Source organism: Polyangium sp. 15x6 (assembly GCF_029960785.1).
Taxonomy (GTDB): Bacteria; Myxococcota_A; Polyangia; order Polyangiales; family Polyangiaceae; genus Polyangium.
Genome location: NZ_JASBQE010000062.1, coordinates 17,621 through 41,016, shown reverse-complemented (window position 1 = coordinate 41,016; position 23,396 = coordinate 17,621). Strand labels below are relative to the sequence as shown.

The 23,396-nt window shown below is 67.5% G+C and carries 21 protein-coding genes; 11 read left to right on the top strand and 10 right to left on the bottom strand.

Annotated features, from left to right (window positions below; translation table 11 throughout):
* Positions 1-4 precede the first annotated feature (4 nt).
* On the bottom strand, positions 5-346 hold the full coding sequence (locus QHF83_RS34545) for a hypothetical protein (RefSeq protein WP_282422285.1): 342 nt from the start codon (positions 344-346) through the stop codon (positions 5-7).
* A gap of 462 nt (positions 347-808) precedes the next feature.
* Between QHF83_RS34545 and QHF83_RS34540 the strand changes: the two genes are divergently transcribed.
* From QHF83_RS34540 to QHF83_RS34530, 3 genes are read left to right on the top strand one after another with little or no spacing between them, the layout of a single operon-like run.
* Positions 809-1,720 carry a polyprenyl synthetase family protein gene (locus QHF83_RS34540; protein ID WP_282422284.1) on the top strand — a complete coding sequence of 304 codons (912 nt, stop codon included), beginning with the start codon at positions 809-811 and terminating at the stop codon, positions 1,718-1,720.
* Positions 1,721-1,746: 26 nt separating this feature from the next.
* On the top strand, positions 1,747-2,649 hold the full coding sequence (locus tag QHF83_RS34535) for a UbiA family prenyltransferase (protein WP_282422283.1): 903 nt from the start codon (positions 1,747-1,749) through the stop codon (positions 2,647-2,649).
* A gap of 17 nt (positions 2,650-2,666) precedes the next feature.
* Positions 2,667-4,025, top strand: coding sequence for a cytochrome P450 (locus QHF83_RS34530; RefSeq protein ID WP_282422282.1), 1,359 nt, complete (start codon positions 2,667-2,669; stop codon positions 4,023-4,025).
* A gap of 21 nt (positions 4,026-4,046) precedes the next feature.
* Here the strand turns inward: QHF83_RS34530 and QHF83_RS34525 are convergent, their stop codons facing one another.
* From QHF83_RS34525 to QHF83_RS34510, 4 genes are all read right to left on the bottom strand, one after another.
* The gene (locus tag QHF83_RS34525; RefSeq protein WP_282422281.1) at positions 4,047-5,186 is read right to left on the bottom strand and encodes a PAS domain-containing protein; all 1,140 of its coding nucleotides are present in this window, start codon (positions 5,184-5,186) and stop codon (positions 4,047-4,049) included.
* 256 nt (positions 5,187-5,442) lie between these two features.
* Entirely contained in the window at positions 5,443-6,186 is a 744-nt protein-coding gene (locus QHF83_RS34520) for an alpha/beta hydrolase (RefSeq protein WP_282422280.1), read from the bottom strand.
* 14 nt (positions 6,187-6,200) lie between these two features.
* The gene (locus QHF83_RS34515; RefSeq protein WP_282422279.1) at positions 6,201-7,118 is read right to left on the bottom strand and encodes a MerR family transcriptional regulator; all 918 of its coding nucleotides are present in this window, start codon (positions 7,116-7,118) and stop codon (positions 6,201-6,203) included.
* An 87-nt stretch (positions 7,119-7,205) separates the two neighbouring features.
* Positions 7,206-8,051, bottom strand: a complete 846-nt coding sequence (locus tag QHF83_RS34510; protein WP_282422278.1) for a hypothetical protein — start codon at positions 8,049-8,051, stop codon at positions 7,206-7,208.
* A gap of 221 nt (positions 8,052-8,272) precedes the next feature.
* On the opposite strand from QHF83_RS34510, the gene QHF83_RS34505 reads away from it, so the two are divergent.
* Positions 8,273-9,577, top strand: a complete 1,305-nt coding sequence (locus QHF83_RS34505) for a cellulase family glycosylhydrolase (RefSeq protein WP_282422277.1) — start codon at positions 8,273-8,275, stop codon at positions 9,575-9,577.
* A gap of 167 nt (positions 9,578-9,744) precedes the next feature.
* Positions 9,745-10,665, top strand: coding sequence for an STAS domain-containing protein (locus tag QHF83_RS34500; RefSeq protein ID WP_282422276.1), 921 nt, complete (start codon positions 9,745-9,747; stop codon positions 10,663-10,665).
* Between the two features lie 3 nt (positions 10,666-10,668).
* Here QHF83_RS34500 and QHF83_RS34495 read toward each other — a convergent pair whose 3' ends face one another.
* The 3 genes from QHF83_RS34495 to QHF83_RS34485 all read right to left on the bottom strand — a co-directional run bounded on the left by QHF83_RS34495 (position 10,669) and on the right by QHF83_RS34485 (position 13,519).
* Positions 10,669-11,895, bottom strand: a complete 1,227-nt coding sequence (locus QHF83_RS34495) for a cyclase family protein (protein ID WP_282422275.1) — start codon at positions 11,893-11,895, stop codon at positions 10,669-10,671.
* Between the two features lie 173 nt (positions 11,896-12,068).
* Positions 12,069-13,040, bottom strand: a complete 972-nt coding sequence (locus tag QHF83_RS34490; protein ID WP_282422274.1) for a D-2-hydroxyacid dehydrogenase — start codon at positions 13,038-13,040, stop codon at positions 12,069-12,071.
* An 8-nt stretch (positions 13,041-13,048) separates the two neighbouring features.
* On the bottom strand, positions 13,049-13,519 hold the full coding sequence (locus tag QHF83_RS34485) for a hypothetical protein (protein ID WP_282422273.1): 471 nt from the start codon (positions 13,517-13,519) through the stop codon (positions 13,049-13,051).
* A gap of 128 nt (positions 13,520-13,647) precedes the next feature.
* Here QHF83_RS34485 and QHF83_RS34480 point away from each other — a divergent pair, with 128 nt between their 5' ends.
* From QHF83_RS34480 to QHF83_RS34470, 3 genes are all read left to right on the top strand, one after another.
* Positions 13,648-14,091, top strand: a complete 444-nt coding sequence (locus QHF83_RS34480) for a hypothetical protein (protein WP_282422272.1) — start codon at positions 13,648-13,650, stop codon at positions 14,089-14,091.
* A 91-nt stretch (positions 14,092-14,182) separates the two neighbouring features.
* Positions 14,183-15,865, top strand: a complete 1,683-nt coding sequence (locus QHF83_RS34475) for a DNA mismatch repair protein (protein ID WP_282422271.1) — start codon at positions 14,183-14,185, stop codon at positions 15,863-15,865.
* 1 nt (position 15,866) lies between these two features.
* Complete coding sequence (locus QHF83_RS34470; RefSeq protein ID WP_282422270.1) at positions 15,867-16,829, top strand: hypothetical protein; 963 nt, start codon at positions 15,867-15,869, stop codon at positions 16,827-16,829.
* A 3-nt stretch (positions 16,830-16,832) separates the two neighbouring features.
* Here the strand turns inward: QHF83_RS34470 and QHF83_RS34465 are convergent, their stop codons facing one another.
* On the bottom strand, positions 16,833-17,666 hold the full coding sequence (locus QHF83_RS34465; protein WP_282422269.1) for an SDR family oxidoreductase: 834 nt from the start codon (positions 17,664-17,666) through the stop codon (positions 16,833-16,835).
* A gap of 75 nt (positions 17,667-17,741) precedes the next feature.
* On the opposite strand from QHF83_RS34465, the gene QHF83_RS34460 reads away from it, so the two are divergent.
* Together QHF83_RS34460 and QHF83_RS34455 are read left to right on the top strand one after the other, a co-directional pair.
* On the top strand, positions 17,742-18,677 hold the full coding sequence (locus tag QHF83_RS34460) for a LysR family transcriptional regulator (RefSeq protein ID WP_282422268.1): 936 nt from the start codon (positions 17,742-17,744) through the stop codon (positions 18,675-18,677).
* A 9-nt stretch (positions 18,678-18,686) separates the two neighbouring features.
* Positions 18,687-19,430, top strand: a complete 744-nt coding sequence (locus tag QHF83_RS34455; protein WP_282422267.1) for a hypothetical protein — start codon at positions 18,687-18,689, stop codon at positions 19,428-19,430.
* Here the strand turns inward: QHF83_RS34455 and QHF83_RS34450 are convergent.
* Positions 19,422-21,320, bottom strand: coding sequence for a hypothetical protein (locus tag QHF83_RS34450; RefSeq protein ID WP_282422266.1), 1,899 nt, complete (start codon positions 21,318-21,320; stop codon positions 19,422-19,424). The genes QHF83_RS34455 and QHF83_RS34450 overlap by 9 nt on opposite strands.
* Positions 21,321-21,381: 61 nt before the next feature.
* On the opposite strand from QHF83_RS34450, the gene QHF83_RS34445 reads away from it, so the two are divergent.
* Positions 21,382-23,394 carry a polymorphic toxin-type HINT domain-containing protein gene (locus QHF83_RS34445; RefSeq protein WP_282422265.1) on the top strand — a complete coding sequence of 671 codons (2,013 nt, stop codon included), beginning with the start codon at positions 21,382-21,384 and terminating at the stop codon, positions 23,392-23,394.
* The last annotated feature ends 2 nt before the right edge of the window (positions 23,395-23,396 follow it).

Sequence of the window (23,396 nt, the reverse complement as noted above, 5' to 3'; positions counted from 1 at the left end):
GGCCTCATCCCGGCCACGACGTGACGAACTTCTGCCACTCTTCCTCGTCGTAAGGGTCACTCGCGCACTCGAACAGGGACCGCTCGAGCGCGTCCAGGTCGTCGCCAAACAGATCCGAATCCTCCAGATTGAGGAGCCATCGACCGGCCACGTGTTTCGCGTCGAAGATCACGAGCGGATCGTCGGGAAGGCCGTAGACATACGCCCCGATCACGTCCGGATACGGCCACGCTCGGCGTTCGCAGACGCGCCGCAGCCACGGCTCCCAGGATTCGTCCCAAAAGGGGAGCGCAGCTCCCGCGTCTTCGACGTAACGGCGCGTTCGAATGAAGTCGTCGTAGTTCATGGCAGGACGCAGATGTGCTTCGAGAGAAAATGTGCAAAGGGATGGGAACCGCCGGTTCAATCCAGCACATGACCCGGACCAAGACAACGAAACGTAACTGTCACTTGTTGCGGCGACGACGAAGCAAGTTTCTGACGGTTGAAGATGAAACCGTCCATGGCATGACACCGTCTGTCCGTGCTATGTAGTAACGCTCGCGTGAGTTGCTCACGCGAGTGCCGGTAGGGAACCCTAAACGAACCAAGCTCGTAGGGGGGGCTTGCGGGGTCGTCGGGGTTTTCGTCGATCGTGAGGTTTGGGTCGTCCGCGCTGTGTGCGGACGACGCGGGGAAACATCCATATCTGTGGCGGAGTCTCGCGCGACTCGGTCGCTCCCGGGCATGTGCCGGAGCGCCCGCGTGAGGCCATTGTCGCGCGATCCGGCACGCGCGGAAGGGATCGCTCCGTCTTCTGGAGGCCGCAATGACCATGAATATCGAGCCAGATCGTTCCTTCGATCTGGGAACGTACCTGAACATCCGTCGCGCGAGGATCGACGCGACGCTGGAGACTTTTTTGGCCCTCGAAGAGCCGAGGGCTCTCTACGAGGCAATGCGCTATTCCCTGCTCGCCGGCGGAAAACGGCTGCGCCCCATCCTTTGCCTCGCAGGTTGCGAGGTCGCCGGCGCGCGGGCCGAGATCGCCCTGCCCACGGCGTGCGCCATCGAGATGATCCATACGATGTCGCTCATCCACGACGACCTGCCGTCGATGGACGACGGGGATTACAGGCGCGGCCGTCCCACGAACCACAAGATGTACGGGGAGGCGCTCGCCATTCTCGCCGGCGACAGCCTGCTCGCCCATTCGTTCGAGCTCATCGCCCGCCACACCGCCCACGTCCCGGCCAAACGGACGCTCGCGGTCGTCGCCGAGCTCGGCCGCGCCGCAGGGCCACGCGGGCTCGCCGGCGGCCAGGTGAAGGACCTCGCGAGCGAAGGCAAATCCGAGGTCGGCGTGGAGGTACTGCAGGACATCCATACCCGCAAGACGGGTGCGCTCCTCGAGGCCTCCGTGCTCTCGGGGGCGATCCTCGGCGGCGCGGATGCGCCCATGAAGGCCCGCCTGCGCCGATACGCGCAGCGGCTCGGGCTCGCCTTCCAGATCGTCGACGATATCCTCGACGTCACGTCGACCCGCGAGGCGCTCGGCAAGAGCGTCGGGAACGACGCGTCCGCCGGCAAGGCGACCTATCCGCGCGTTCTCGGGCTCGCGGAATCCCGCCGCCTCGCGGAGGTCTTGATCGCGGACGCCCGCCGTGACGTCGCCGTCTTCGGCGACCGCGCGACGCCGCTCGTGGCCCTCGCGGGATCGCTCATCCAAAGCCTCCGATGAGGCCTGGCAATCGCGGAGCTTCGTCCATGAGCGTCCTCCCTTCCGATATGCGGCCCGCGCGCGCCGTGCCAAACCCCTTCGCGCGCGAGCTGTCGCTCTTCTGGTCCTTCGTCGCGGGCGACCTGTCCTCGGCGGTGGTCCCGGCGTTCTTGTTCACGCTGGCGGCGTGGAAAACGACGGGCGCGGATCCGGCACGGTTGCCGGGCGCGATGGCTCGTAGCCTGCTTTACTTCTTCCTTTATATTTATGCCTTTTGCCTCGCCAACCAGGCCACGGGGCTCGAGGAGGACCGGCGCAACAAGCCACACCGACCGCTGGTGAGGGGCCTCGTATCGGTGCGCGGAGCGTGGCAGCGCTGGGCCGTGGTGATGGCGCTGTTCACCCTCGCCGGCGCGTGGCTCGGGGTGGTCGAGTATGCGCTCGGCTGGCAGCTCATCATTCTCGTGCACAACGTCGTGCTCGGCGCGCGGAACTGGGTCGTCAAGAACCTTTGCATGTCGCTCGGGATCCTCGTCCAGCTCGCCGCGGCATGGCAAATGGTCACGCCCCTCTCGCCGCTCGCGTGGAGGTGGATCCTCTTGCCCGCGGCCGCGATTTTCCCGCTGGTCTCCGTGCAGGACCTGCGCGACATGGACGGGGATCGCGCCTCCGGTCGGCGCACGTTCCCGCTCGTCTTCGGCGAGCGCGCGACGCGCATCCTGCTTGCCGTGTGTTTTGGGCTGTTGCCGATTGCCGTTCATGTCACGCTGATGCAGCCCGCGGGCGCGCGAGGGTCGGTCTGGGCCTCGGACGCCGTCCTCGGGGCCGCGGCGCTCGCGATCGCAATCCGCGTCGTTCTTTGCCGCACGCCGCGGGAAGATCACGTCACCTATCTCCTCTTCACGGGCTGGTATTGCCTGCTCCTCACCACCGCCGTCGTCGTCCTCTGAAGGAACCAAGGAACACCATGAAAACCCACTATCCGCCTGGCCCCAAAGGACTCCCCCTCCTCGGCAGCGTGCTCGACCTGCGCAAAGACAAGCTCGAGTTCCTGACGAGCATCGCCAAGACCTACGGTGACTTCGTTCATTTTCGCGTCGGGCCTCGCCACGCATATCTCTTGAGCCGCCCCGAGTGCGTCCACGAGATCCTCGTCGAGCAGCCGAAGAAGATGCCGAAGGAGCGGATTCACCAGATGATCGTGGCCCCGTTCTTCGGCAACGGCGTCGTCACCTCCAACGGCGAGGTGCACGACCGGCAGCGCAAGATGGCGCAGCCCGCCTTCCAGCCGCGGCGCCTCGATGGTTATTGTCGCGTCTTCGTGGAGCAGGCGCTCCAGGGGATCAACGGATGGCGCTCGGGCGGCGAATACGAGATCGACACCGAGATGCTGCGTGTGACGATCCAGAACGTCTGCTTGACGCTCTTCAACGCAGACGCATCCGACATCGTCCCGCGCGCCGCGGCGGCGATGACCAACATCCTCGGGCTGCTCGGCACGGAGTACGACATCTCGTTCCCGATCCCCATGTGGGTGCCGATCGAGCACAACCGCCGCAAGCGGGAGGCCATCCAGGAGCTCGACGCGATCGTGATGAAATTCGCGGAGGATTGGCGGAATTCGGGGCAGGACAGGGGCGACCTCCTCTCGATGTTGATGCTCGCGCACGGCCACGGGCGCGGCGTGACGCACGACGAGCTGCGGGATTACCTGATCGCAATGTTCTCCGCGGGCCACGAGACGACGGCATACTCGCTGGTATGGGCGTGGATCATGCTCGCGCAGAACCCCGAGGTGGAGGCCGCGCTCTGGGAGGAGCTCGACCGCGTGCTCGGCGGGCGCCCCCCGACGGCCGACGATCTCCCGCAGCTCGCCTATACACACATGATCATCAAGGAGACATTGCGCCTCTACCCGACGGGGTGGATGCTCTTCCCGCGAGAGACGACCGAGGACCTCGTCTTCGGGGGCTATCCGATCGCGAAAGGCAGCATCATCTACGTCTCGCCCTACGTGATCCATCGGGACGAGCGGTATTTCCCCGAGCCCGAGCGCTTCAATCCCGAACGCTTCCGGGGGGGCGCCGAGAAGCACCTCCCCCGCGGGGCCTACATTCCGTTCGGACTCGGACCGCGGGTATGCATGGGCCAGCACTTCGCCACGATGGAAGCCGTGCTCACGCTAGCGACCGTGGCGCAGCGCTACCGCGTGATGCTCCTCGAAAAAGGCCCCCTCCTGGCGAGCGGGAAAATCGCGCTGCGGCCGCCTCCGGGCGTCAAGGTGAAGGTCGTCGCGCGGCAGACCGCGGCGGCCGTGGCGGCGTAATCGCCGGAGACGCTGCTTCTCCTACCGCCGCCCGTTCTCCCGCATCCGGCGCATGCACAATGCGAGCGCGTCGCGCAGGCTCGACAGCGTGATGACGCTCGACAGGTCGACGCCCATGCTGACCATGGTCTGCGCGACGTTCGGCCGGATGCCGGAGATGATCCCCTCGGCGCCGAGCAGGCGGACGGCCCCGATGATGGAGAAGAGGTGGCTCGCCGTGGCCGTATCGATGACGTCCACGCCCGTCAGATCGAGAATGGCGAACCGCGCGGACGTGCGATTGACGGCGCCGAGCACGTCATCCATGACCCGCGAGGCGCGGCGGCTGTCGACGACGCCCACCATGGGCAGGGTGAGCACGTGATCCCAGACCTGGATGATGGGGGTCTCCAGGTTGCGGATCACCTCTTGTTGCCGCTCGATGAGCGCGAGCTTCGCCTCGAGCTCGGCCTTGGCCTGCTGCAGCTCGGTGATGTTGAGCGACATGCCCACGGTCCCGATCACGTTCCCGTCATCGTCCTGCACGGGAATGTCCCGGTTGTCCCAGTACTGGCCATTGTCGGCGCTGACGTGCCGGGTCATTGTCCCTTCGAGGGCCAGCCTCAAGCCGGTCGTGTTCTCCGGCGGGTACATCGTGAGGGCGTTGCTGCCGATGATGTCCTCGGGCCGTCTACTGGAGAGCTCCAGGCCTTTTCCATCGGCAAACGTGCACACGCCCTCTTTGTCGGTGGCCCAGACCAGGATGGGGAGATTGTCGAGGACGACGCGCAGCACCTGCTCGCGGCGCCGCACGGAGGACTGGTCCCCTTCGATCTCGGCCTCCTTGGGCCGCAACGACACGTGGACTCTGTTGCCGGTGGACGCGCGGCGCGCGTGGACGACGAATGCCCGCGCCCTCGCGCCCTTGCGGCCGAGCAACACCGTGAACGCAGACGACGTGCCGCTCGAGAGGACCGCTGCCCACTCCGACAGGAAATGCCCGTAATCCCCCGGATGCACGCGCTCGGAGAGCAAGGTCTCCGGTCGGACGTCGTTGCCCAGCGCGCTCGCGGCCGCGTCGTTGACGTGAAGGCAATGCCCTTCGCGGCTCGCGATGATCTGCGCGTCCGGGTGCTCACGGAAGAACTCGTGCAATCGTTCCGGATCGTCGATGGTGTGCATGCCTCACCGAGAAAGCCAGACAACGCGATACCATCACAGCTCGCAAGCGCCCGCCAGACGGAAAGCGCATGCGCCCGGCTGTACGCCGGCGTGTGAGGAGGGAAGCTGTGGACAGGCTTCTCGTGTGAGTCTTGATGCAACGTGGCGACCCGACTGACCAGGTGTGAAACCGAGCTCGCGAAGCATACGACGCGCGGTGCGGTCGAATTTCCTTGAACCGTGGGCGTATATGTGTATCGCACGTGCCGTGCGGCGCTCATCTGCACACGGGATCGAGAAACTCCCTGACGAGGGGAACGACGGTCGCCGGATCCATGTAGAGCCCGTGATCGCGCCCGGGAACCTCGAGCACGCGCCACCCGAGGCGCTCGAGCTCCGGGCGCCGCTCCTGCACCGTCGACGCGATCCGCAGCGAAATCCCGCCGGGATAATCCATTTCATCCGCCGCGCCGACGAACGCCATCCGCGGACACGAGATACGAGCGAGCGCCTCGGCTTCTGGCTTTCCCTGAATGCTCTCGTAAAACGTGACGAATGGATCGACGCGGACGGGGACCTCCGGGGCAGCTGCCATCATGCGCGTGATGGCGAGCATCTCCACGTAAGGGGCTGCGAGCGGAGGCCAGCCGCCACAAACCAAGGCAGAGACGCGATCGGTCCGCGACGCGAGATCTAGGCCGACGACCCCGCCCCACGAGTAACCCCAGAATGCGAACCGGTCGAATCCGACCTCGTCCGCGACCGCGAGCAAATCGGAGCAGACGCGCTCGGCGGAGAGCTCGTTCGCAGGGATCGGCTCGCTCTTGCCGATATCGGGGCCGAGGCTCGGATAATCCACGACAAGGACCCGATATCGGTCGGTCAAGCGGTCGAGATATCCCTTCAGGATCGCGCGTTCGGGATCCCCTTGCCAGGCGGACGCCATGATCGGGAACCCGAGGAGGAGCGGTGTGCCCTGACCGTACGTCTCGCGATGAATGGCTGGCCGACGACGTGACATACTCGCTCCTCCCTTCAGTGTTCGAGGAATCTCGCGACCGCGGCACCGAGCCAGCGCCCGTCCTCGTACGCGGGCGAGAGGGGCTCGCCCGTCATCGCGGAGACGAGCTCCCAGTAGCGCAGCGTGCGCGGATCCTGCGTCTTTCTCAGCTGCTCCTCGAAGGCGTCGTCGAGCTCCCTGCCGCACGCCGCTGCGGTGGCCCGGACAAACCGCTCGGCGATCACGAGCGCCTCGGCGGAATGTGGATCCACGCCTCGCCCCCGCGCCTCGCGTGCGGCCGCGATGGCCTCGCTCTGCGCGCGGAGGAGGGCCGCCTGGTCGATCCCTTCGTTCCACGTCACGGCCGCCATCACGCGCATGTTCGCGATGAACGTCGGATCGGCGAGGATCTCGGCGAGCTCGATCCACGCCTCGAGCTGCGCGGGCGTGGCGTCGTCCGGCAGCTTCGGGGTGCTCGCCTCGATCATCCCTCGCATCCACTCGCCGTCCACGGGCACGCCGTCGGCGACTTGATCGTAAAAACGGGTGATGACCGCCTTGCGTTCTTCATTCGAGAGTCGAGTCACGGTCCACAACCTCCGGAGATCCTTTTCGGTGGGTTCTGCGCGAAGCGCGGCGCGGAGCGCGGCGGCAACGCGCGAGAGCGAGGCCACGTGGGCTTCGACCGCGGCGAGCCGCAGGCGGAGCGCTTCTTCGAGCGATAGGTTGCGCGCGAGCACCTTCCGGATCGTGGCGAGGTCGACCCCCGCTTCCCGGAGCGTACGCACGAGCTCGACGCGAACGATCTGCGCCTCGTCGTACAGGCGATAATTGGCGTGTGATCGCCGCGCCGGCGGCAAAAGCCCTTCGTCCGAGTAGAATCGGAGCGTCTTGACGGGGATCCCCGTCCGCCGCGACAACTCCCCGATGGTGAGCGCCTCCCTCTTCGGCATCGCGGCCACTCTGAGGTCTCCCCCTGCTGGAGAGTCAAGCAGGAAAGACGCTCACGGCGCGCGGGGTGAGCCGGTTCGCACGGACGGTCAGATGTTTCCGCAATTGAAGCGATAGGCGAGCTTCGACCAGTCGTTGCCGAGCACGTGGAGGCCGTAATCGTTGCGCCATATCTCGTACACGATGGCCTCGGGGCGTCCGTCGCCGTCGACGTCGCTCGTGGCCAGGACATCGAAGCTGTCGGCGCCGCTGATCTCCTCGTCGACGATCGCAAAGCCGCCTCCGCGGTCGACCCAGAGCGCGCCGCAGCTACCGCACGGGTTGCGCTTCGAGATCGCGACGAGGCGCTGCTGGCCTGCGCGCACGGCTTGATCGATTCGCACGCCCCGTTCGCCGGGACGACCGACCCAGGGGCCATCGACGACCTCGACGCCGTCGGCGCCGACGGGCTGCGGCTTCAAATCGACGTCGGCCGTCTCGGGCCAGACCGCGAGGATCCGCGACGGCGCGACGAGATTTCCTTTCACGAAATAAGGAATCGTCTCCTCGACACACGTATTGTACATGCAACACGCAGGCCCCGTCGGCGCGACGTAATCCCGGCCTCCGGCCTCGTCGTGAAAATCCCGCGTGGATCGTGTGATCGTGAGGATTGCAGGCGCGTTCGTATCGGTCCGCGTCGTCCGCACGCGCGTCGTCGCCGGCATGGCGAGGCCACACGCCTTTCCGGTCTCGAGCTTGCCGTCGAGGGAGCACACGACAGGCACGAAGCGAAGCTCTTCGGAGCCCTCGGTGCTCGTGCCGAAAAGAAGCACGGCCTTGCGCGCGCGCTCGCGCTTCCCCGACGCGTCGTCGAGCCCCACCGACGGAGGCCCCGCAGGCGCGACCGTCACCTTCGCGGCGGGTGGGCTCGTCGACGCGACGGCGGGAACCACCGGAGCGCTTTGGGGCGCGCGCGACGCGCCCTTGGTGGGCTCCGGCGGCATGGATGGGCTGGCGCATGCGGCGATGCTGAAAAGGAGGCAGCTCGGAATCCGCGTGGTGTGCATGTCCAAGAGAGCTCGATCATACACCTTCGTCCGAGCTCGCGTCTTCCAGCGAGAGGCACGCCTCGACGACGGCCGCTCGCGTATCATCTTGAACAGGGGGCGGACTCATGAGGTACTTCGGGGCGATGCTCGCCTGCGCCATGACGCTGCATGCGGAGACCACGTCCGCTTCGGGCTTCGTGCGCGTGGCCGAGGGCCGCTTCCAGCGCGACGGCAGGCCGTACACGTTCCTCGGCGCGAATTTCTGGTATGGCATGAACCTCGGGGCCGAGGGACCTTCGGGAAACCCGGGCAGGCTCGCGCGGGAGCTCGATCGACTCGCGGCCCTCGGCGTCACGAACCTGCGTATCCTCGCGGCCACCGAAGGCCCGGAGCCTTCGCCCTGGCGGATCCTCCCCGTGCTCCAGCCCTCCCCGCGCGAATACCGCGAGGAGATCCTCCTCGGCCTGGATTTTCTGCTGAAGGAGATGAAGGCGCGCGGCATGGTCGCCGTGGTTTGTCTGAACAATTTCTGGCCCTGGTCCGGCGGCATGGCGCAATACCTGCGCTGGAGCGGCGCCGGACCGATTCCGTATCCCCCGCCCGAGCCCGGAGGGAGCTGGTCGGCCTATCAGGCATACACCGCGGCGTTTTATTCGAATCCGGCTGCCGTGGAGGCATTCCACGATTTCGTGCGGATGTTGCTCCAGCGAACGAATCGGTACACCGGCGTGCGGTACGCGGACGACCCGACGATCATGGCCTGGGAGCTCGCGAACGAGCCGCGTGGCGGGACGAACGTCAAGGCCTTCCAGTCGTGGATCGAGCGCACGTCGGAGCTTCTCGAATCCCTGGATTCCCGGCACCTCGTGACCACCGGGTCCGAGGGTGAGACGCCCTGGCCGCGCGAAAGCGGACTCGACGTCGTCGCGAACCATCGGTTCTCCTCGATCGATTACGTCACGGCCCACGTCTGGGCGCAGAACTGGGGCTGGTACGACCCGGCGCGGCCCAAGAGCTACGAGGCCGCCGTGCGTGAAATGAAGTCTTATCTCCGTCGCCACATCGAGCACGCGCGGCGCCTCGGCAAACCCCTCGTCGTCGAGGAGTTCGGCTTCCCGCGGGACGCCGGCAGCCACGATCCCGCCGCGACCACGGCCACGCGCGATCGATATTACCGCGCCGTGTTCGACGTGGTGCTCGACGCCGTACGCGCGGGCGAGCCCGTGGGTGGCGTGAATTTCTGGGCCTGGTCCGGGGAAGGCCGCCCACGCATCCCCGGGGGCCATTGGCAAAAATACGACCCGTTTACCGGCGATCCACCGCACGAAGCGCAAGGTTGGTACGGTGTTTACGATACGGATGACACCACCTTGCGCGTAATCGCGGAGTATGCGCGGAAAATCGCCTCGAACTCGCGGCCTTCGCCCTGACGTGTCAATCCCATGACGCACCCACATCGCGAAACCGACGGCGCGATGCAGCTCTGCCGACGATCCAACGTGGGCCCGCTTGCGCGTGTCCTCTTGATACGCGCCGTGCCGACGCCGTACATTGAAAGCGGCTGCGCGCAGCGACGCGCCATCGAGCGAGGCAGAACGTGGACGGGCACATCACAGAGACCAATCGCGATCAGGATCGGGAGACGCTTCTTGCCCGCATCGACATGCTCGAGCGCGAAAACGCGGCCCTGCGAGAGAAGGACCAGCAGGCCCGGCACATCGAGGACGAGTTTCGCGCGAGCGAGGCGCGCTTCCGCGCGCTGCTCGCGGGCCTGCACGTGGGCGTGGTCATGCAGGATCCGACCGGGAAGAACATCCTCTTCAATCCGCATGCCCTCACGTTGCTAGGCGTGACCGAGGATCAGCTTTTGGGTCGGACCTCGTTCGATCCACGCTGGGGCGCGGTGTACGAGGACGGCTCGCCGTGCCCGGGCGACGCCCATCCGATCACCGTCGCGCTGCGGACAGGGAAACCCGTGCGTGATTTCGTGCATGGGGTCGACCGGCCCGCGCTCGGAGATCGCGTGTGGCTCCTGGTGAGCGCGGCGCCGCAGCTCGACGATCGAGGCGTGGTGACGGGCGCGATCGCGACGTTCACGGACATCACGGCGCGCAAGGACGCCGAGGATCTGGTGCGGTCGCAGTCCCGGATGCTCGAGGAAATGTCGACGCCGCTCGTGCCGATCAGCGACGATATCGTGGCCATGCCGCTCGTCGGCACCGTCGACGCGCGGCGCGCCGAGCTCGTGCTCGAAACGCTGCTCGCGGGCATCGCGCAGAAAGGCGCGCGCGTGGCGATCCTGGATATCACCGGCGTGAGCGTGGTCGACGCGCACGTGGCGACCACGCTGGTCCGCGCGGCGCAGGCGGCGCGGCTCCTCGGCGCGCAGGTGGTGCTGACGGGCATTCGCGGGAGCGTCGCGCAGACGCTCGTGGAGCTCGGCGTGGACCTCTCGGGGCTCGTCACGCGAGGCACGCTGCAAGGCGGAATCGCCTGGGCGTTCTCGCGGCGCTCGTAGCGATTACTTTTTCTTCTTGCGCCCGCCGATCGCGGCGGGGGCATTGCCCGCGCAGGTCGCGCCCTGGAGGTTGTAGGGCGTGTCGAAGAACATGAACTCGTACACCCGGTCGGCGGCGAGCGCCGCGGAATTGAAGCCCTCGCCGATGCGAATGCCGTTCGCGACCATGAGCACCTGGTGCCCCTCGGCGAGCGTGGTGGGCCGCGGGCCGGGGAAGCACTCCATCGCATAGGTATCCGACGCGACGATGGCCGGGCGGAATTGCGCGAGCCAGTGGCATTCGGCGAGCCACGGGCCGGGCGCGGCGCCCATGTACGTCGGCCAGAGCGCTTCGTCCGACCAGTAATGGCTCCACCCCGTGCGGATGATGACCACGTCCCCGGGCTCGATGCAATCGAGGTCTTCCCAGGCCATCGTCGCCTGGAGATCGGCGATCGTGATGCGATATCCCGGCGCGAGGGATTTGCCATTGGGGGCGATGGCGCTCGTGTGCCCCGCCGCGATCTTGTAGCCGAGCACGTCGAGGAGCAGGCCCCGCGTGATGATCGGCCCGATATTCTGGAGCCCGAGCGATTTCGTGCCCCCGAGGATGCTGTCCGGCCCGTAGTTCTGGGCCGCGGAGTCGGCGCGGGCGAGGTCCCACCGATCGAGCGGGTCGACGATGTCGGAGCGCGGCGTGATCTGGTCGAAGTGGTGGCCGCCGTAGAACCAGCCGCCGAAGCTCGGGTGATTGAAATCGTCGACCTGCGTCGCGATCTGGAACGTGAAGGCCTCGAACCGGTCGTCCTGGAAGATGAACTGGTTGTCGCCGGTGGGCCCGTACGCGGCGATCCAGTAATCGGCGCGGCGCGGCGGGTCGGCGGGAAAGGCCGGCATCCGTGGGTGCATGGGCTCGCCAAGCGAATACACCTTCGAATCTCCGCGCTGCCCGAGCTTCAGCGCGTCCTTGCGCTTCGCCTCGTTGATCTCGGCCAGCGTGCCGACGGTGTCGCCCCAGACGCCGAGATCGTCCCATCGCGAGAAGATCCATTCGAGGGTGACGGGATCGTCTGTGAAGGGCCCGCCGCCGCTCGGGTGCGGGGGGCAAGGCGGGCTCGCGTGCGCCCGCCCCGGAATCATCTGCGCGAGAACGGAGGCGCCTGCCGCGCCCGCCGCGCCGCCGAGGAAATCTCGACGGCTCACCCGCGCCTTGTCGCCCTGGGCCGCAAACACGTGCTTCAAGAACCGCATGCTGCGTTCTCCTTTCGTGCAGCGCAGCCGCAATTTAGCGGCTACACCATCGAGTCCAGCGCATCGAACGGAAATGACCGTTCACGATTCACCAAACACGACCCGGGCGGAATTTGCAAGCAGTTTCGTAAGGTCCCTGTCTGCGCATCGAGACCAGGCGGGCCCACCCGACTTCAGAGCACCCGATCGACGAGCGCCTCCCCCCGCTCGAAGCGCCTCAGGTTGTCCAAGAAATGCCGCACGAGCGCGAGGTGCTCCCCGCGCCGCCCGCCCGCCGAATGGGGCGTGATGAAGCAGTTCGGCGCCGACCACAGGGGATGCTCCGGCGGGAGCGGCTCGACCTCCGTCACGTCGAGATATGCTCCTCCGAGCCGCCCGCTCTCCAGGGCCTCCAGCAATGCCCCTTGATCCACCGTCGTTCCTCGCCCCACGTTGTACACGAATGCCCCGTCGCGCAGCTGCGCAATCCGAGCACGATCGAGAAACCCGCGCGTCGCCTCGTTCTCCGGCAACACGTTCACCACGTGATTCGCCTCGCCCAACGCACGATCGATGTCCCCTTCGTGCACGACCGTCACGCGAGGGTCCCCCTCCGCGCGCCGACGGAACACGAAGAGCCGCACCTCGAATGGCGCGAGCAACTCCGCAATCCGCCGACCAATGGCGCCGTATCCGAGCAAGAGCACGGTTTGTCCCCGGAGCAAGAACGACCGCTCACGCCGCGACGTGCTCTCCCAGGCGCGCGTCGTTCGTTGCGCGTCGAGCGACGCGGGGAGCTGCCGCGCCATGGACAACATCATGGCGAGCACGTGCTCGGCGCACGGATCGGCATACACCGTGGAGCTCGTCGTGAGAGCAATTCCTCTCGACGTGAGCGCCGCGCGAATCGCGTCGACGTCATAACGGGTATACCCGGCGCTGGTGAGGTGGGCCCAGCGAAGGCGAGACGAACCGAGGAGCCCGTCCAGGGCCGGCTGGCCGAAGGCGACGTCGGCCGTGAGCAGCGCGGGGTCCGGCGCTCCGCTCGCCAGATTGGAGGACGTCCTCGCGGAGGCGAACACCAGAGAATGCCCGGCCACGCCCTCGCAAAGCTCGCGATGCGCCTCTTCCGGGAAGACCGTGTCGCAGAAAATGGTCAGCGTCATGCTGTAGCTCAGCGCCGGAACAGCCGCCAAGCCTCGGCGCCATCGAACGGCGGGGCGGGAATCAAGTTCAGGGCGATCAACATCAGGTTCGTCGTCGTGAGCGCCGTCGTGATCTCCCCGAAGAACCCCCCGGACGGCAGGACGCTCGACCAGACGGGGGCCGTGAGCAACACGGCCAGCTGCGCGAGGACGCCGCCCCACGCGACGATCGCGCGTTGCTTCATGGTGACATCGCCGCCCCATTCGCAAGACCCGCCGACCGCATGAACGTCGACGGAGGCGACGTAGCCCCCGACCGCACGCGCGAGCAGCGCGTGGCCGAGCTCGTGCACGAGGACGAGGATCAAGAATCCGAGCCATGCGCCCGGCGCAAACCTGAGCCCACAGAGCACGAACGCGCCGAGCGGCATGGTCCAGTGGATACGAATCGGCGCCCGCCCGAAGTGGCCGATCACGAGGTAGCCGTCACGAACGCGCATTGCCATCTCCGCGAGGAGTGTCCCTCGGGCCGCGATGCCCGTCAACCGGTACGTCCCCGCGCTCGCATTTCGGCAAGCGCGGCCGGTAAAACCACGCTAATGTCGACGTCTCGACGGACGGAGCCTCGATGCTGATCCACGGTCAATGCCACTGTACGAACATCTCGTTCACGCTCGACTGGACACCGGACCCCTCCGAGATCCCGGCGCGCGCTTGCACGTGCTCGTTCTGCACCAAGCACGGCGGGGTCTGGACCTCCTGCCGGACGGGCGCGCTCCGCGTGCATGTCCGCGAACCCGCTCTCGTAACGAAGTATGCATTCGGCACGAAAACCGCCGATTTCCACGTCTGCGCGAAGTGTGGCATCACGCCGGTGGTCACCTGCCGCATCGACGACCGGCTCTACGCCGTCGTCAATGTGAACACGTTCGAGGGCGTCGATCCCTCGCTCCTCCGGCGCGCATCCGCCACGTTGGATCAAGAAACCGAGGAGGTCCGGCTCGCGCGGCGCAAGCGGAACTGGATTGCCGACGTCGCGATCGAGGAGGCCGCGCCAAGCGGCGCGCGGTGATGGGTTCGAGCCGCGCGGCGAGCTTGTCGCCGCGGGAACTTTCGGCGACCATGCGTCGTCCCTCCCGGAACGTCCCCTCCTCGCGCCGCCCATGAAGCCCTCTCCACCCGCCTCCCACACCGCCCCGGCTCACGAGATCCTGAGCCTCCTCCACCCCGAGCCGATCGCGCGACCCGACCTCGAAGAGATGCGCCAGGCCCTCTCGTTCGCATTCGCGAGCGGGGTCTCCGGCGGGCTCTTCAGCCAGGCGCTCGATCGAGCGCCGCTCGCGCCGTCCACATGGGATCCGCAGAGCTTCGCGCAGGACCTGTTCCTCGAGGAGCTCGTCGCCCGCGGCTTCCGCGTACGCTCGGGCGAGCGCGACGCGGTCGTGAACCGCGCATTCATCTTCCGCGTCCTCGCGCATCCGCCCACGGATCCACGCGTGACGGAGCACCGGCGCGACATCTTGCGCGAGCTCTCCAGCTCGACCGTTTTTCGCCGGCAGTTCGAGGACCTTTACACGATCGCCTGCCGCCTGCGCTCCGCGCTCGAAGGCGCGACGGCCGGGAAGAAGTTCGACGCGACGCGACGGCAGCTCGACGTGCTCGTGCTCGTCAAGGAGGCGTTCGACCGGATGAGCGAATCCTTCGACGGCGCGAAATCCGGCCTCTCGGGCCTGCGTGCATTCGGCGCCTCGGTCCGCGAGACCGAGGGATATCGATCGATGGTCGATCTGCTCGACTACGACGAGCACCTCGCCACGCTCGGCGTCACGATCCGCGTCGGCGCCGACGGGCGCGTGCGCGGGTTCGAGGTTCGAAACCTCCGCGAGCGTCAGGACAACCCCTTCGTCCTTTCGCCGGCGCGGCGGTGGCTCGCCAAGATCGAGATGTTTTTCCGCGGCTACCGCTTCAGCGACGGCGAGGTCATGGCGCGCCTGCTCGACGCGGTCTTCGAGGGCGTCGAGGCGCACGTCCTCCGGTTCATTCCGCTCCTCGGCGAGATGGAAGTGTACCTCGGTGCGCTCGGCTTCCGGGACCTCGCGGAGGCCGCGGGCCTCGAAGTCTGCTTGCCCGAGATACGCCCGGCCGCGGAGGACGCGGACGATCGGCCGCGCAAGCTGCTCGGGCTCTTCAATCCGCTGCTCGTCGCGAGCGGCGTCCGCGCGGTGCCGTGTGATCTCGTGACGGATCGGACGAGCGCGACCGTGCTCATCACCGGGCCGAATTCCGGCGGCAAGACGCGGCTCTTGCAATCGGTGGCGCTGGCGCAGATCCTCGCGCAAGGAGGCATGTTCGTGCCCGCGCGAGAGGCGAGCCTCGTGCGCGTCCCGGGGCTCGTCGTCTCGCTGATCCAGGAGACGCGGGTGGATCAGAGCGAGGGGCGGCTCGGGATGGAGCTCGTGCGCATCCGGGCGCTGTTCGAGATGCTCGGCCCCGGCGCGATGGTCATGCTCGACGAATTGTGTTCCGGGACGAACCCGTCCGAGGGTGAAGAGATCTTCGAGCTCGTGATCACGCTCCTCTCGAAGCTGCGCCCGCAGGCGTTCATCACCACGCATTTCTTGACGTTCGCGGCGCGGCTCGCGCGGGAAAACTCGATTGCGGGGCTCAGATTCATCCAGGTAGGGCTCGACGCGGCGCACCGTCCGACGTACCAGTTCGTCGCGGGTGTGGCCACGACGTCGCTCGCGTCGCATGCGGCGGCGCGGCTCGGCGTGAGCCGCGACGAACTCGAGGGGCTCATCGATCGCAACATGCGCGCGCCGGCCGCGCGGGCGCGGGGGACCTGACGTGGCTACATTTCTGGTCACGCCGCGCATGAATCCGGCGCTCCGCGCGCGCGTGGAGCGGGCCGTCAGCCCCAAAGCACGCGCGAAGCATCACGCGGCGGGGCTCGGAATGGCGTCGCCTTTCGCGAGCCGCGAGGGATTCCGGCCGGCGAAGCTCCTGCCGCTGCTCGCGCTCGTGGTCATCGCGGGGCTTTTTACGGCCATGATGATCCACGAGCGGCGCGAGCTCGAGGCGGATCGGACCGCGCTGCTCTCCGAGCTCGATGCGCTTCGCCCGGGGCTTCCTGCGGGGCACGAGAGGCTCGTCGCGGACACGGAGCTATGGCTCGTCGAGGCCGCGGCGGAGGGGGAGACGGTGGAGCTCATCGACCCGGCGCTTCGCGCGGCGGGCGCGCTCGACGCGACGTTGCGTCGGCCTGCGCTTTATGTACGCGCGCCGGCGGCGGAGCTGCGTGATGCGCGGGCCGTGGACGATGCGGCGCGCGGGTCGATCAAGGACGCATTCCTCGTTTGCCTGATGTATCCGCCCGCCTCCACATCGGAGCGTGATCTGCTCGCGAAGGTGCGCGGCGTGTACTTTGCCGGGGCGAAGGTCGACGACGAGACCGCGAACGTGCGGCGGCTCGCGGAGCTGCGGATCGGCCTCGCGGTGCTCGCGCCGGCCTTCGAGAGCTCGGTGCGTACCGCGCAGGATCGGAATGTGCTGAAGCGGCTGCGGAAAGACCTTCAAAAAGCGCCGGTCGACCTCGCCAAAAGGGCGGCCGCCGCGGAGCTCTTGCTCACCGTCGCGGATACGAAGGCCGGGGCGCGCGTGACGCTTTATGATCTCGCCGCGAAAAAGCCGCTCTTGCGGGTGCTCCGGCGAAACGAGGAGCTCGCCTTGTCGTCGCTCGGCGCGTCCCACCGCGACGAGCTCGAAGCGTGCAGCCTGGCCGTCGCGGTGCGCCGCGCCGTGACGGAGTGAGCGTCAGAGCTTGGGCGCGAACCGCGACCGCATCATCTCGATGTACGCCTCTTCCGAGGTTTGTCGCCGCGCCTCGACGAGCGGCGCGATGTCTTTCGTGGCGAGATAACGCAACCGCTCGGTGCCGTCGGTCGCGGCCTCGAAGACGACCCGCGCGACTTCCTCCGCCGTCGCGAGGCTGCGCGCTTGCCTGAGCTCCGCGAATACCCGGGCGGCGCCCTCGACGAACGGCGCGTAATCGGCAATCGGCGACGCGGAGCTCGACTCCTTGGCGCTGCGCTCGCCGAAGCGCGTGCTCGTCACGCCGCCCGGCTCGACGATCTTCACGCGGATTCCGAGCGACAGAAGCTCGTACGAGAGCGCCTCGGAAAACCCTTCCAGCGCGAACTTGCTCGCGCAATAGGCGGATATCATCGGCAGCGTGAACACCCCCGCGCCCGAGCTCACGTTGATCACGACGCCGGAGCGCTGCTTTCGCAAGGTGGGGAGGACGGCGCGCGTCACGTCCATCATCCCGAACACGTTCACCTCGAACTGCTCGAGGATTTTTTCGCGCGTGGTCTCCTCGAACACCCCGAAAAGGCCGAAGCCCGCGTTGTTGACGACGACGTCGATCGAGCCGAACCGCGCGAGCGTCGAGGCCACGGCGGCGTCGATGCTCGCGCGATCCTGCACGTCGAGCCGGAGCACGCTCATCCGATCCGACGCGCGGAGCTCCGACTCCACTTCCGGCGTGCGCATCGTCGCCGCGACGTTCCAGCCCTCCGCGGCGAACACCTTCGCGATGTCACGACCAAACCCCGAGGAACAACCCGTCACGAGAACCGTCTTGCTCATGCCCTCGATGTAGAGTATGCCGACCGTTGAAACAATCCGTGCAATCCGGCATGCTCTGATGCAAACTTTGGAACAATGATCCGCGCCAGCTTGATCGAGCTCGAAGCCGTGGTCGCCATCGCGAGCCTGAAGAGCTTTCGCGCCGCGGCCCGGCAGCTCGAAATGTCGCCGTCGGCGCTCAGCCACGCGATCTCCGCGCTCGAACAGCGGCTCGGGGTCCGGCTGTTCCACCGCACCACGCGGAGCGTGTCGCTCTCGGCGGCCGGCGAGCATTTCGTCAGGCGCGTTCAGCCGGCGCTCCGGGAGGTCTCCTCCACGCTCGACGAGATGCACGAGCTGCGGGACACGCCGAGCGGCACGCTACGCATCAACACGTCGAAAGGCGCCGCGCAGGTCGCCGTGCTTCCCATGATCCTCGAAATGCGGCGGCGCCATCCCGACGTGCGCGTGGAGCTCGTGACGGAAGAGCGCTTCGTCGACATCGTCGCCGAGGGCTTCGATGCAGGCGTGCGGCTCGCGGAGGCCGTACCGCAGGACATGGTCGCGATCCCGTGCGGCGCGGACATCAGCATGGCCGTGGTCGGCGCGCCCTCGTATTTCGCGTCTCGTCCGAAGCCGACGAAGCCGAAGGATCTGCTCGACCACGAGTGCATTCGCCGCCGCATGGCGAGCGGCATGGTGTATCGCTGGGAGCTCGAAAAGCGGGGGCGCGAGGTGGCCGTCGACGTCCGAGGCGCGCTGACGCTCGACAATGACGACCTCATTCTGGACGCAGCCCTCGCCGGCGCGGGCCTCGCGTTCCTGAGTGATCTCGCCGTGGCCGCCGATGTCGAGGCGGGGCGCCTCGTCCGCGTGCTCGCCGACTGGACGCCGCCGTTCCCCGGTCTCCGCCTGTTTCACCCGAGCCACCGCCTCGTGCGCGCGGCGCTGCGCGCGTTCATCACGATCGTGCGAGAGTCGACCGCCCGCGAGCGGCGCCCTGGCAAAGCGGGGAAGAGCAAGAAAGCGTAGTGCATCATGATGACAAACATCGTCCGGGCAAACCTCTCGCTCCTCGTCGCCTCTGCCATCTCGCTCGCCGCGTCCTCTGCACGCGCCGAGCCTCCGCTGCGTGCCGCGCCTCCATCGGACGAAGAGGTCACGCGGCGCATCGCGTTTCTCCAGGCACGCCTCGATCGAGGTACCCCTGCGGCGAATCGATGGTGGTATGGCTGGTACACGGGCTGGAGCGCGCTGACGGTCGGGCAAGGCGTCATCGCGGTCGCCGTCACCGATCCGGGACTCCGGGCCGACGCCGCCGTGGGCGCGGTCGGGTCGTCCCTCGGCCTGATTCCTCTGGGCCTCGTTCCGTTTCCCGCTCGTCATGCAGCGGCCGATCTGCGGGCCATGCCGGATGCGACGGCCAAGGAGCGACGGATGAAGCTCGCGCGTGGCGAGCGGCTCCTTCGCGAGAGCGCGGAATCGGAGGTGCTGCGCCGCAAATGGTTCAATCACGTGCTCTGCGGCACGGTGTCCACGAGCGTCGGCCTGGTGCTGGCGCTGGGGTATGGAAGGCCGGTGACGGGCGCGCTGAGCGCAACCATCGGGATTGCGCTCAGCGAGGCGCAAATTTTCACGATGCCGACGGCGGCGATCGACGATTGGAACGAGTATCGAAGCGGAGGCGGCACGGGGAGCGTGGGGCAACCGCGACGGCCTGCGCCGGGCGTCTCGTGGTTTGTCGCGCCGCTCGTGGGTGGCGCGGTGGTGGGCGGTTCATTTTGACGGCGCCACCGTGAACGACATCAAGAGCGATGCGACCGTCGCGTCGTGAGCAAGAGACAAATGGAGGCCCAGGCTGTCCTCACCCGGGGGTGGAACGACACGTTTCGCCATTTCGTCGAAGATCGCCTGGGCTTCGTCGCGCAAGCCGAAACGCACGGCGAAATCGCCCAGGGCGAAGAGCTTCAGGGCGAGCGCGGAATCGTAGGAGCCGACCTCGCTCTCGAGGGTGGCGCGTGCGCTCTCGATCCACGCGCGCAGAATGGCTCGGCCGACCTCGACGCTCGCCTCGGGGTGCCCCGAGGCGTGAAAGGCGAGGAGCCGCTCGCAGGCGGGATGGAGCTCTTCCCACATTGGGCCGTGCTCCGCACGCCCCGTGGTTGGATTCCGCTTCTGCGCTTGCTCCGCGAGCCAGGTGCGCAGCTCGGCGTGACGCTCGACCCATTCGGGGTTTTCGGAGAGCACCAAAGTGGCACGCGTCTTGATCTGCTTCTTGTCGGTGTCGGGCCCGACCATGGCGTCGGTGCTGTCGCCAGTCGGATCCCATTCCGCGATGTCGGCCGGCTCCGCGCGTAACCACCGGAGCACGAGGCTCACGCGCTTGCTCTCCGGCGCCGCGCGGAGGCTGGTCGCGGCGCGCATGCGGCAGAACGCTTCGCTGCTGAACGCCACCTTTCCGCCCGGGGAGAGCGGCGCGACCATTCTGTCGAAGAGCCGGTCCGCGTCGCCGGGAGATACCCAGAAAGCCTGCTCTCGCAGCACGTGGCAACGGCCGTACGCGAATTTCAGCTCCAGAAGCTCGCCCTCGAGGTCGCGCATCCGCGTCGCGACGGCCTCGGCGGCGGGACGGGCCGGCGCAGGATCCGCCTGCCAGGCCTCATCCGGTCGGAAGACCTTCCGCGCGGGCGATGGGAGGATCACCCGAATGCTGGTGTTCGAACGCGGCGTGTCGAGGTCGAACAGCGCCATCCAAGCAGTGGCGGTCAGATCACGCGCGGCGCCGGGAATGCCACGCGTGAGTGGAAAGTCCCCGCGCGCCGCGATCACGCTTTCGAGGAGCTTGCGCGCCTCGTCCGTCACGCCGACCTTCGCGCTGAAGACCCCCAGCGGCAACATGCGCTGGAGCACGATTTCGAGCGAGAGCGGGTCGGAAGGGCCATTCAATCGCCGCTGCATGTCGGGCAGCCAGGAGAAAAACAGGCTCTTGGCCAGGTCGTCGATGCTGTGCTTCGGGGTCCGGTGGATCGCCAGCTCGAGGTGGCTGAGCACGGTGTCGTGCAGGATCCACGCCGCGCGGTCGTCCGGGGACGCTTGCAGCCGCCGGAAAAGCCCCTCTGTCTCGTGCAGGGGCATGTTGTACCGTTCGAGCGCCGAGAGCGCGGCATAACGCACGAGCGATTTCGGCGGAGCGGGACCCGCTTCGCCGGGGGAAAACTGGTAATCGGTGAGGCGCGACTCGTCGAGCTCGACGAGTCTCCGCAGATAGACGGCTTTGGCGTCCGACACGTCCCGCGTGCTCTGCATGTTCCCCACGGCGCGAATGCGCGCCATCAGCATTCGTGAAAACGTGATCGGCTTCTCGTCGAACGTGGCCGCCGACGCCGCGTCGACGAGATCCAACCGGCACCGCGGCGGGTCGGGCAATTGGCTCACGTCGGGAAAAAGCCTGGGGAGCTGCTCGAGGATGTGCCCGCCGACGAGCGGCGTCGCCTCCTCGGATCGTTCGAGCTCCCGACGAACGAGGCGGAACATCTCGTCCGGCGTTTCGAGGCCGACCTGGGGACATGCGCCCGAGAGGCAAGGGGGCGGGCGGCAGCACCCGAGCAGCGCCGTGCAGGTCGCGAGGACTGCGAGGAGGGAGGAGACGATGCGCACCGCACGCAATCCTAGCATCTCGGTGCGTCGTAGAATACTTGGCCGTCGAGGGAAAACCGTGCTCGGGTCGAGCCACCACATGGAAAAGCTTCACCCGCGACGCCGACGCTCCTGGCTCACGCTCCTCGTCCTCGGCGCGGGATTGCGCGCGAGTTGCGGCGCCACGGACATGGGTCCCGGCGTGGCCGAGGCCGCGGCGAAGCTCCCCGAGGCGCAGGCCGTCGCGTCGATCACCGAATTCAACGACAACCGCGGTTTGCCGGCGCTGCGCCTCCGCCTGCTCCAGACGTCGACACCTTTTGATCGCCTCACCGTGCGCAGGAGCCGCGGCCCCGTCGTTCCCGGCTCGTGCAATGCGGGCGAGCTCTTCGCCACGTTCCCGAAGGCAAAGCTCCGCGGCGCTCGCCTCACGCTGCCCACGACGGCGGAAAAGCCGCTGTCACAGGGCGATTCGTACCGCGTTTGTGCTTACCGAAAAGATCGCCTGGTCGCGACGAGCACGCTCGCGGGGGAGCGCCACGTGCCGTGGCTCTCCGCGAGCGCATTGCCACAGGGGATCGAAGTGGGCGTGCGGGTCACGCCGCTCGACGACGATGCCGTCTCCTTCGCGCTCGTGCTCGCCGAAAAAGGAGAGCCCCTCGGCGGGCTCGTGCGCATGGATTGTCGTAACGGACGGGTCGTGCGCGAGGTCGGGCGCGGCGTGTTCGCAGCCGCGGGCGGCGACGATTTGACCCTGCCCTTCCGGCTCACGCCCCCGGAAATCCGCCGAGATCGGCGTTATGCGGTGCTCGGCTGCGTGCGCGACCGCGAAGGGCGCCTGCACGCCGCGGAGGAAGCCTGGGGCACGTCCGTTTCGCTCCTGGACGGCTTCGAGGAGAGCAATATCGTGGCCACGCCTTCGGGCGGCGTTCAGGCCGATCGCCTCGTCGTGGGGCATCACGTGCTCGCGTATGACGTCGCCAAGAAGCAGCGGGTCGCGACGCGCTTGCGCTCCATGCGCAGCAAATCCCTTCCTTCGGTGTGGTTGCGACTCGACGACGGACGGCACATCGAGGTCCCCCAGGCACGCAAGTTTTTCCTGCCAGACGCCGGAACGTTCCAGGCCGCCTCCAAGTTGCAAAAGGGCGACGTACTCCTCACCGCCTCCGGGGCCCGCCCTCGCCTCGCCGCAGCCCCGAGCAACGCCGATGGAATTCATGCTTCTTTGCTCGATGTGGGCGCGCCGGACGATTATTTCGTCGACGATCTGCTCGTCCGCGACGAGCGGCCGAGCCAGGCGCGCGCGGGTGAACCCGAAAAACTCGCCACTCCGTCGGCCGGCCCCATCGAGCTCGTGCCAGCGCCCTCCAGTTATGATTGCATGCTCGATGTGAGGCTCCACGTCCGCGAGCTTCCGCCGGAGGCCCGCGCCGTCGCGATCGTGGCCGCGCCACAAGAAAAATCGCCGGGCGCGCGCGCCGCGCTCGCCTGCGACGCGGGCTCCGTGGTCCGCACACTCGATCGGCGGCTGCTCGACGCGCTCCTCGGCGAGCGTGCGCTCCGAATGGCGGGCGGCGCCGAGCTCGAGGTGCAGCTCTCCGGGGATCCCATCGATTGCGACGGCGGGTATCTGCTCATGCCCTGCGTGCGTGACGCCAAGGGCGCGATGCGGCCAGCGACCGATGCCGTACACGGGATCGCCGGCTCGTCGTGTTTTGCTGCGGGCACGCCCGTCGCGACGCCGCGGGGCGAGGTCGCCATCGAGCGCCTGCGGCCCGGCGACGCCGTGATCGGGTATGACGTCGAGCGCGGAGCACGCCGTGTTTTGCAGGTCCGTCGCGTGGCCGAACGCGAGGAGCGGCCGGTGGCGACGTTCCGGCTCTCGAACGGAGAGGAGCTACGCGTGACGGCGGAGCATCCGATCTTCGTCGTGGGTCGCGGATACGTTCATGCGCGCGTACTCGAAATCGGGGACGTCTTGCTCAGCGAGAACGGCGCGCCGGTGACGCTCGAAGCGCGTACCGACTTCGACCATCGAACGACGGTCTACGACCTCTCCGTCGACGGCCTTCATAACTATTTCGCGGGCGGCGTCCTGGTGCACAACTACTGACC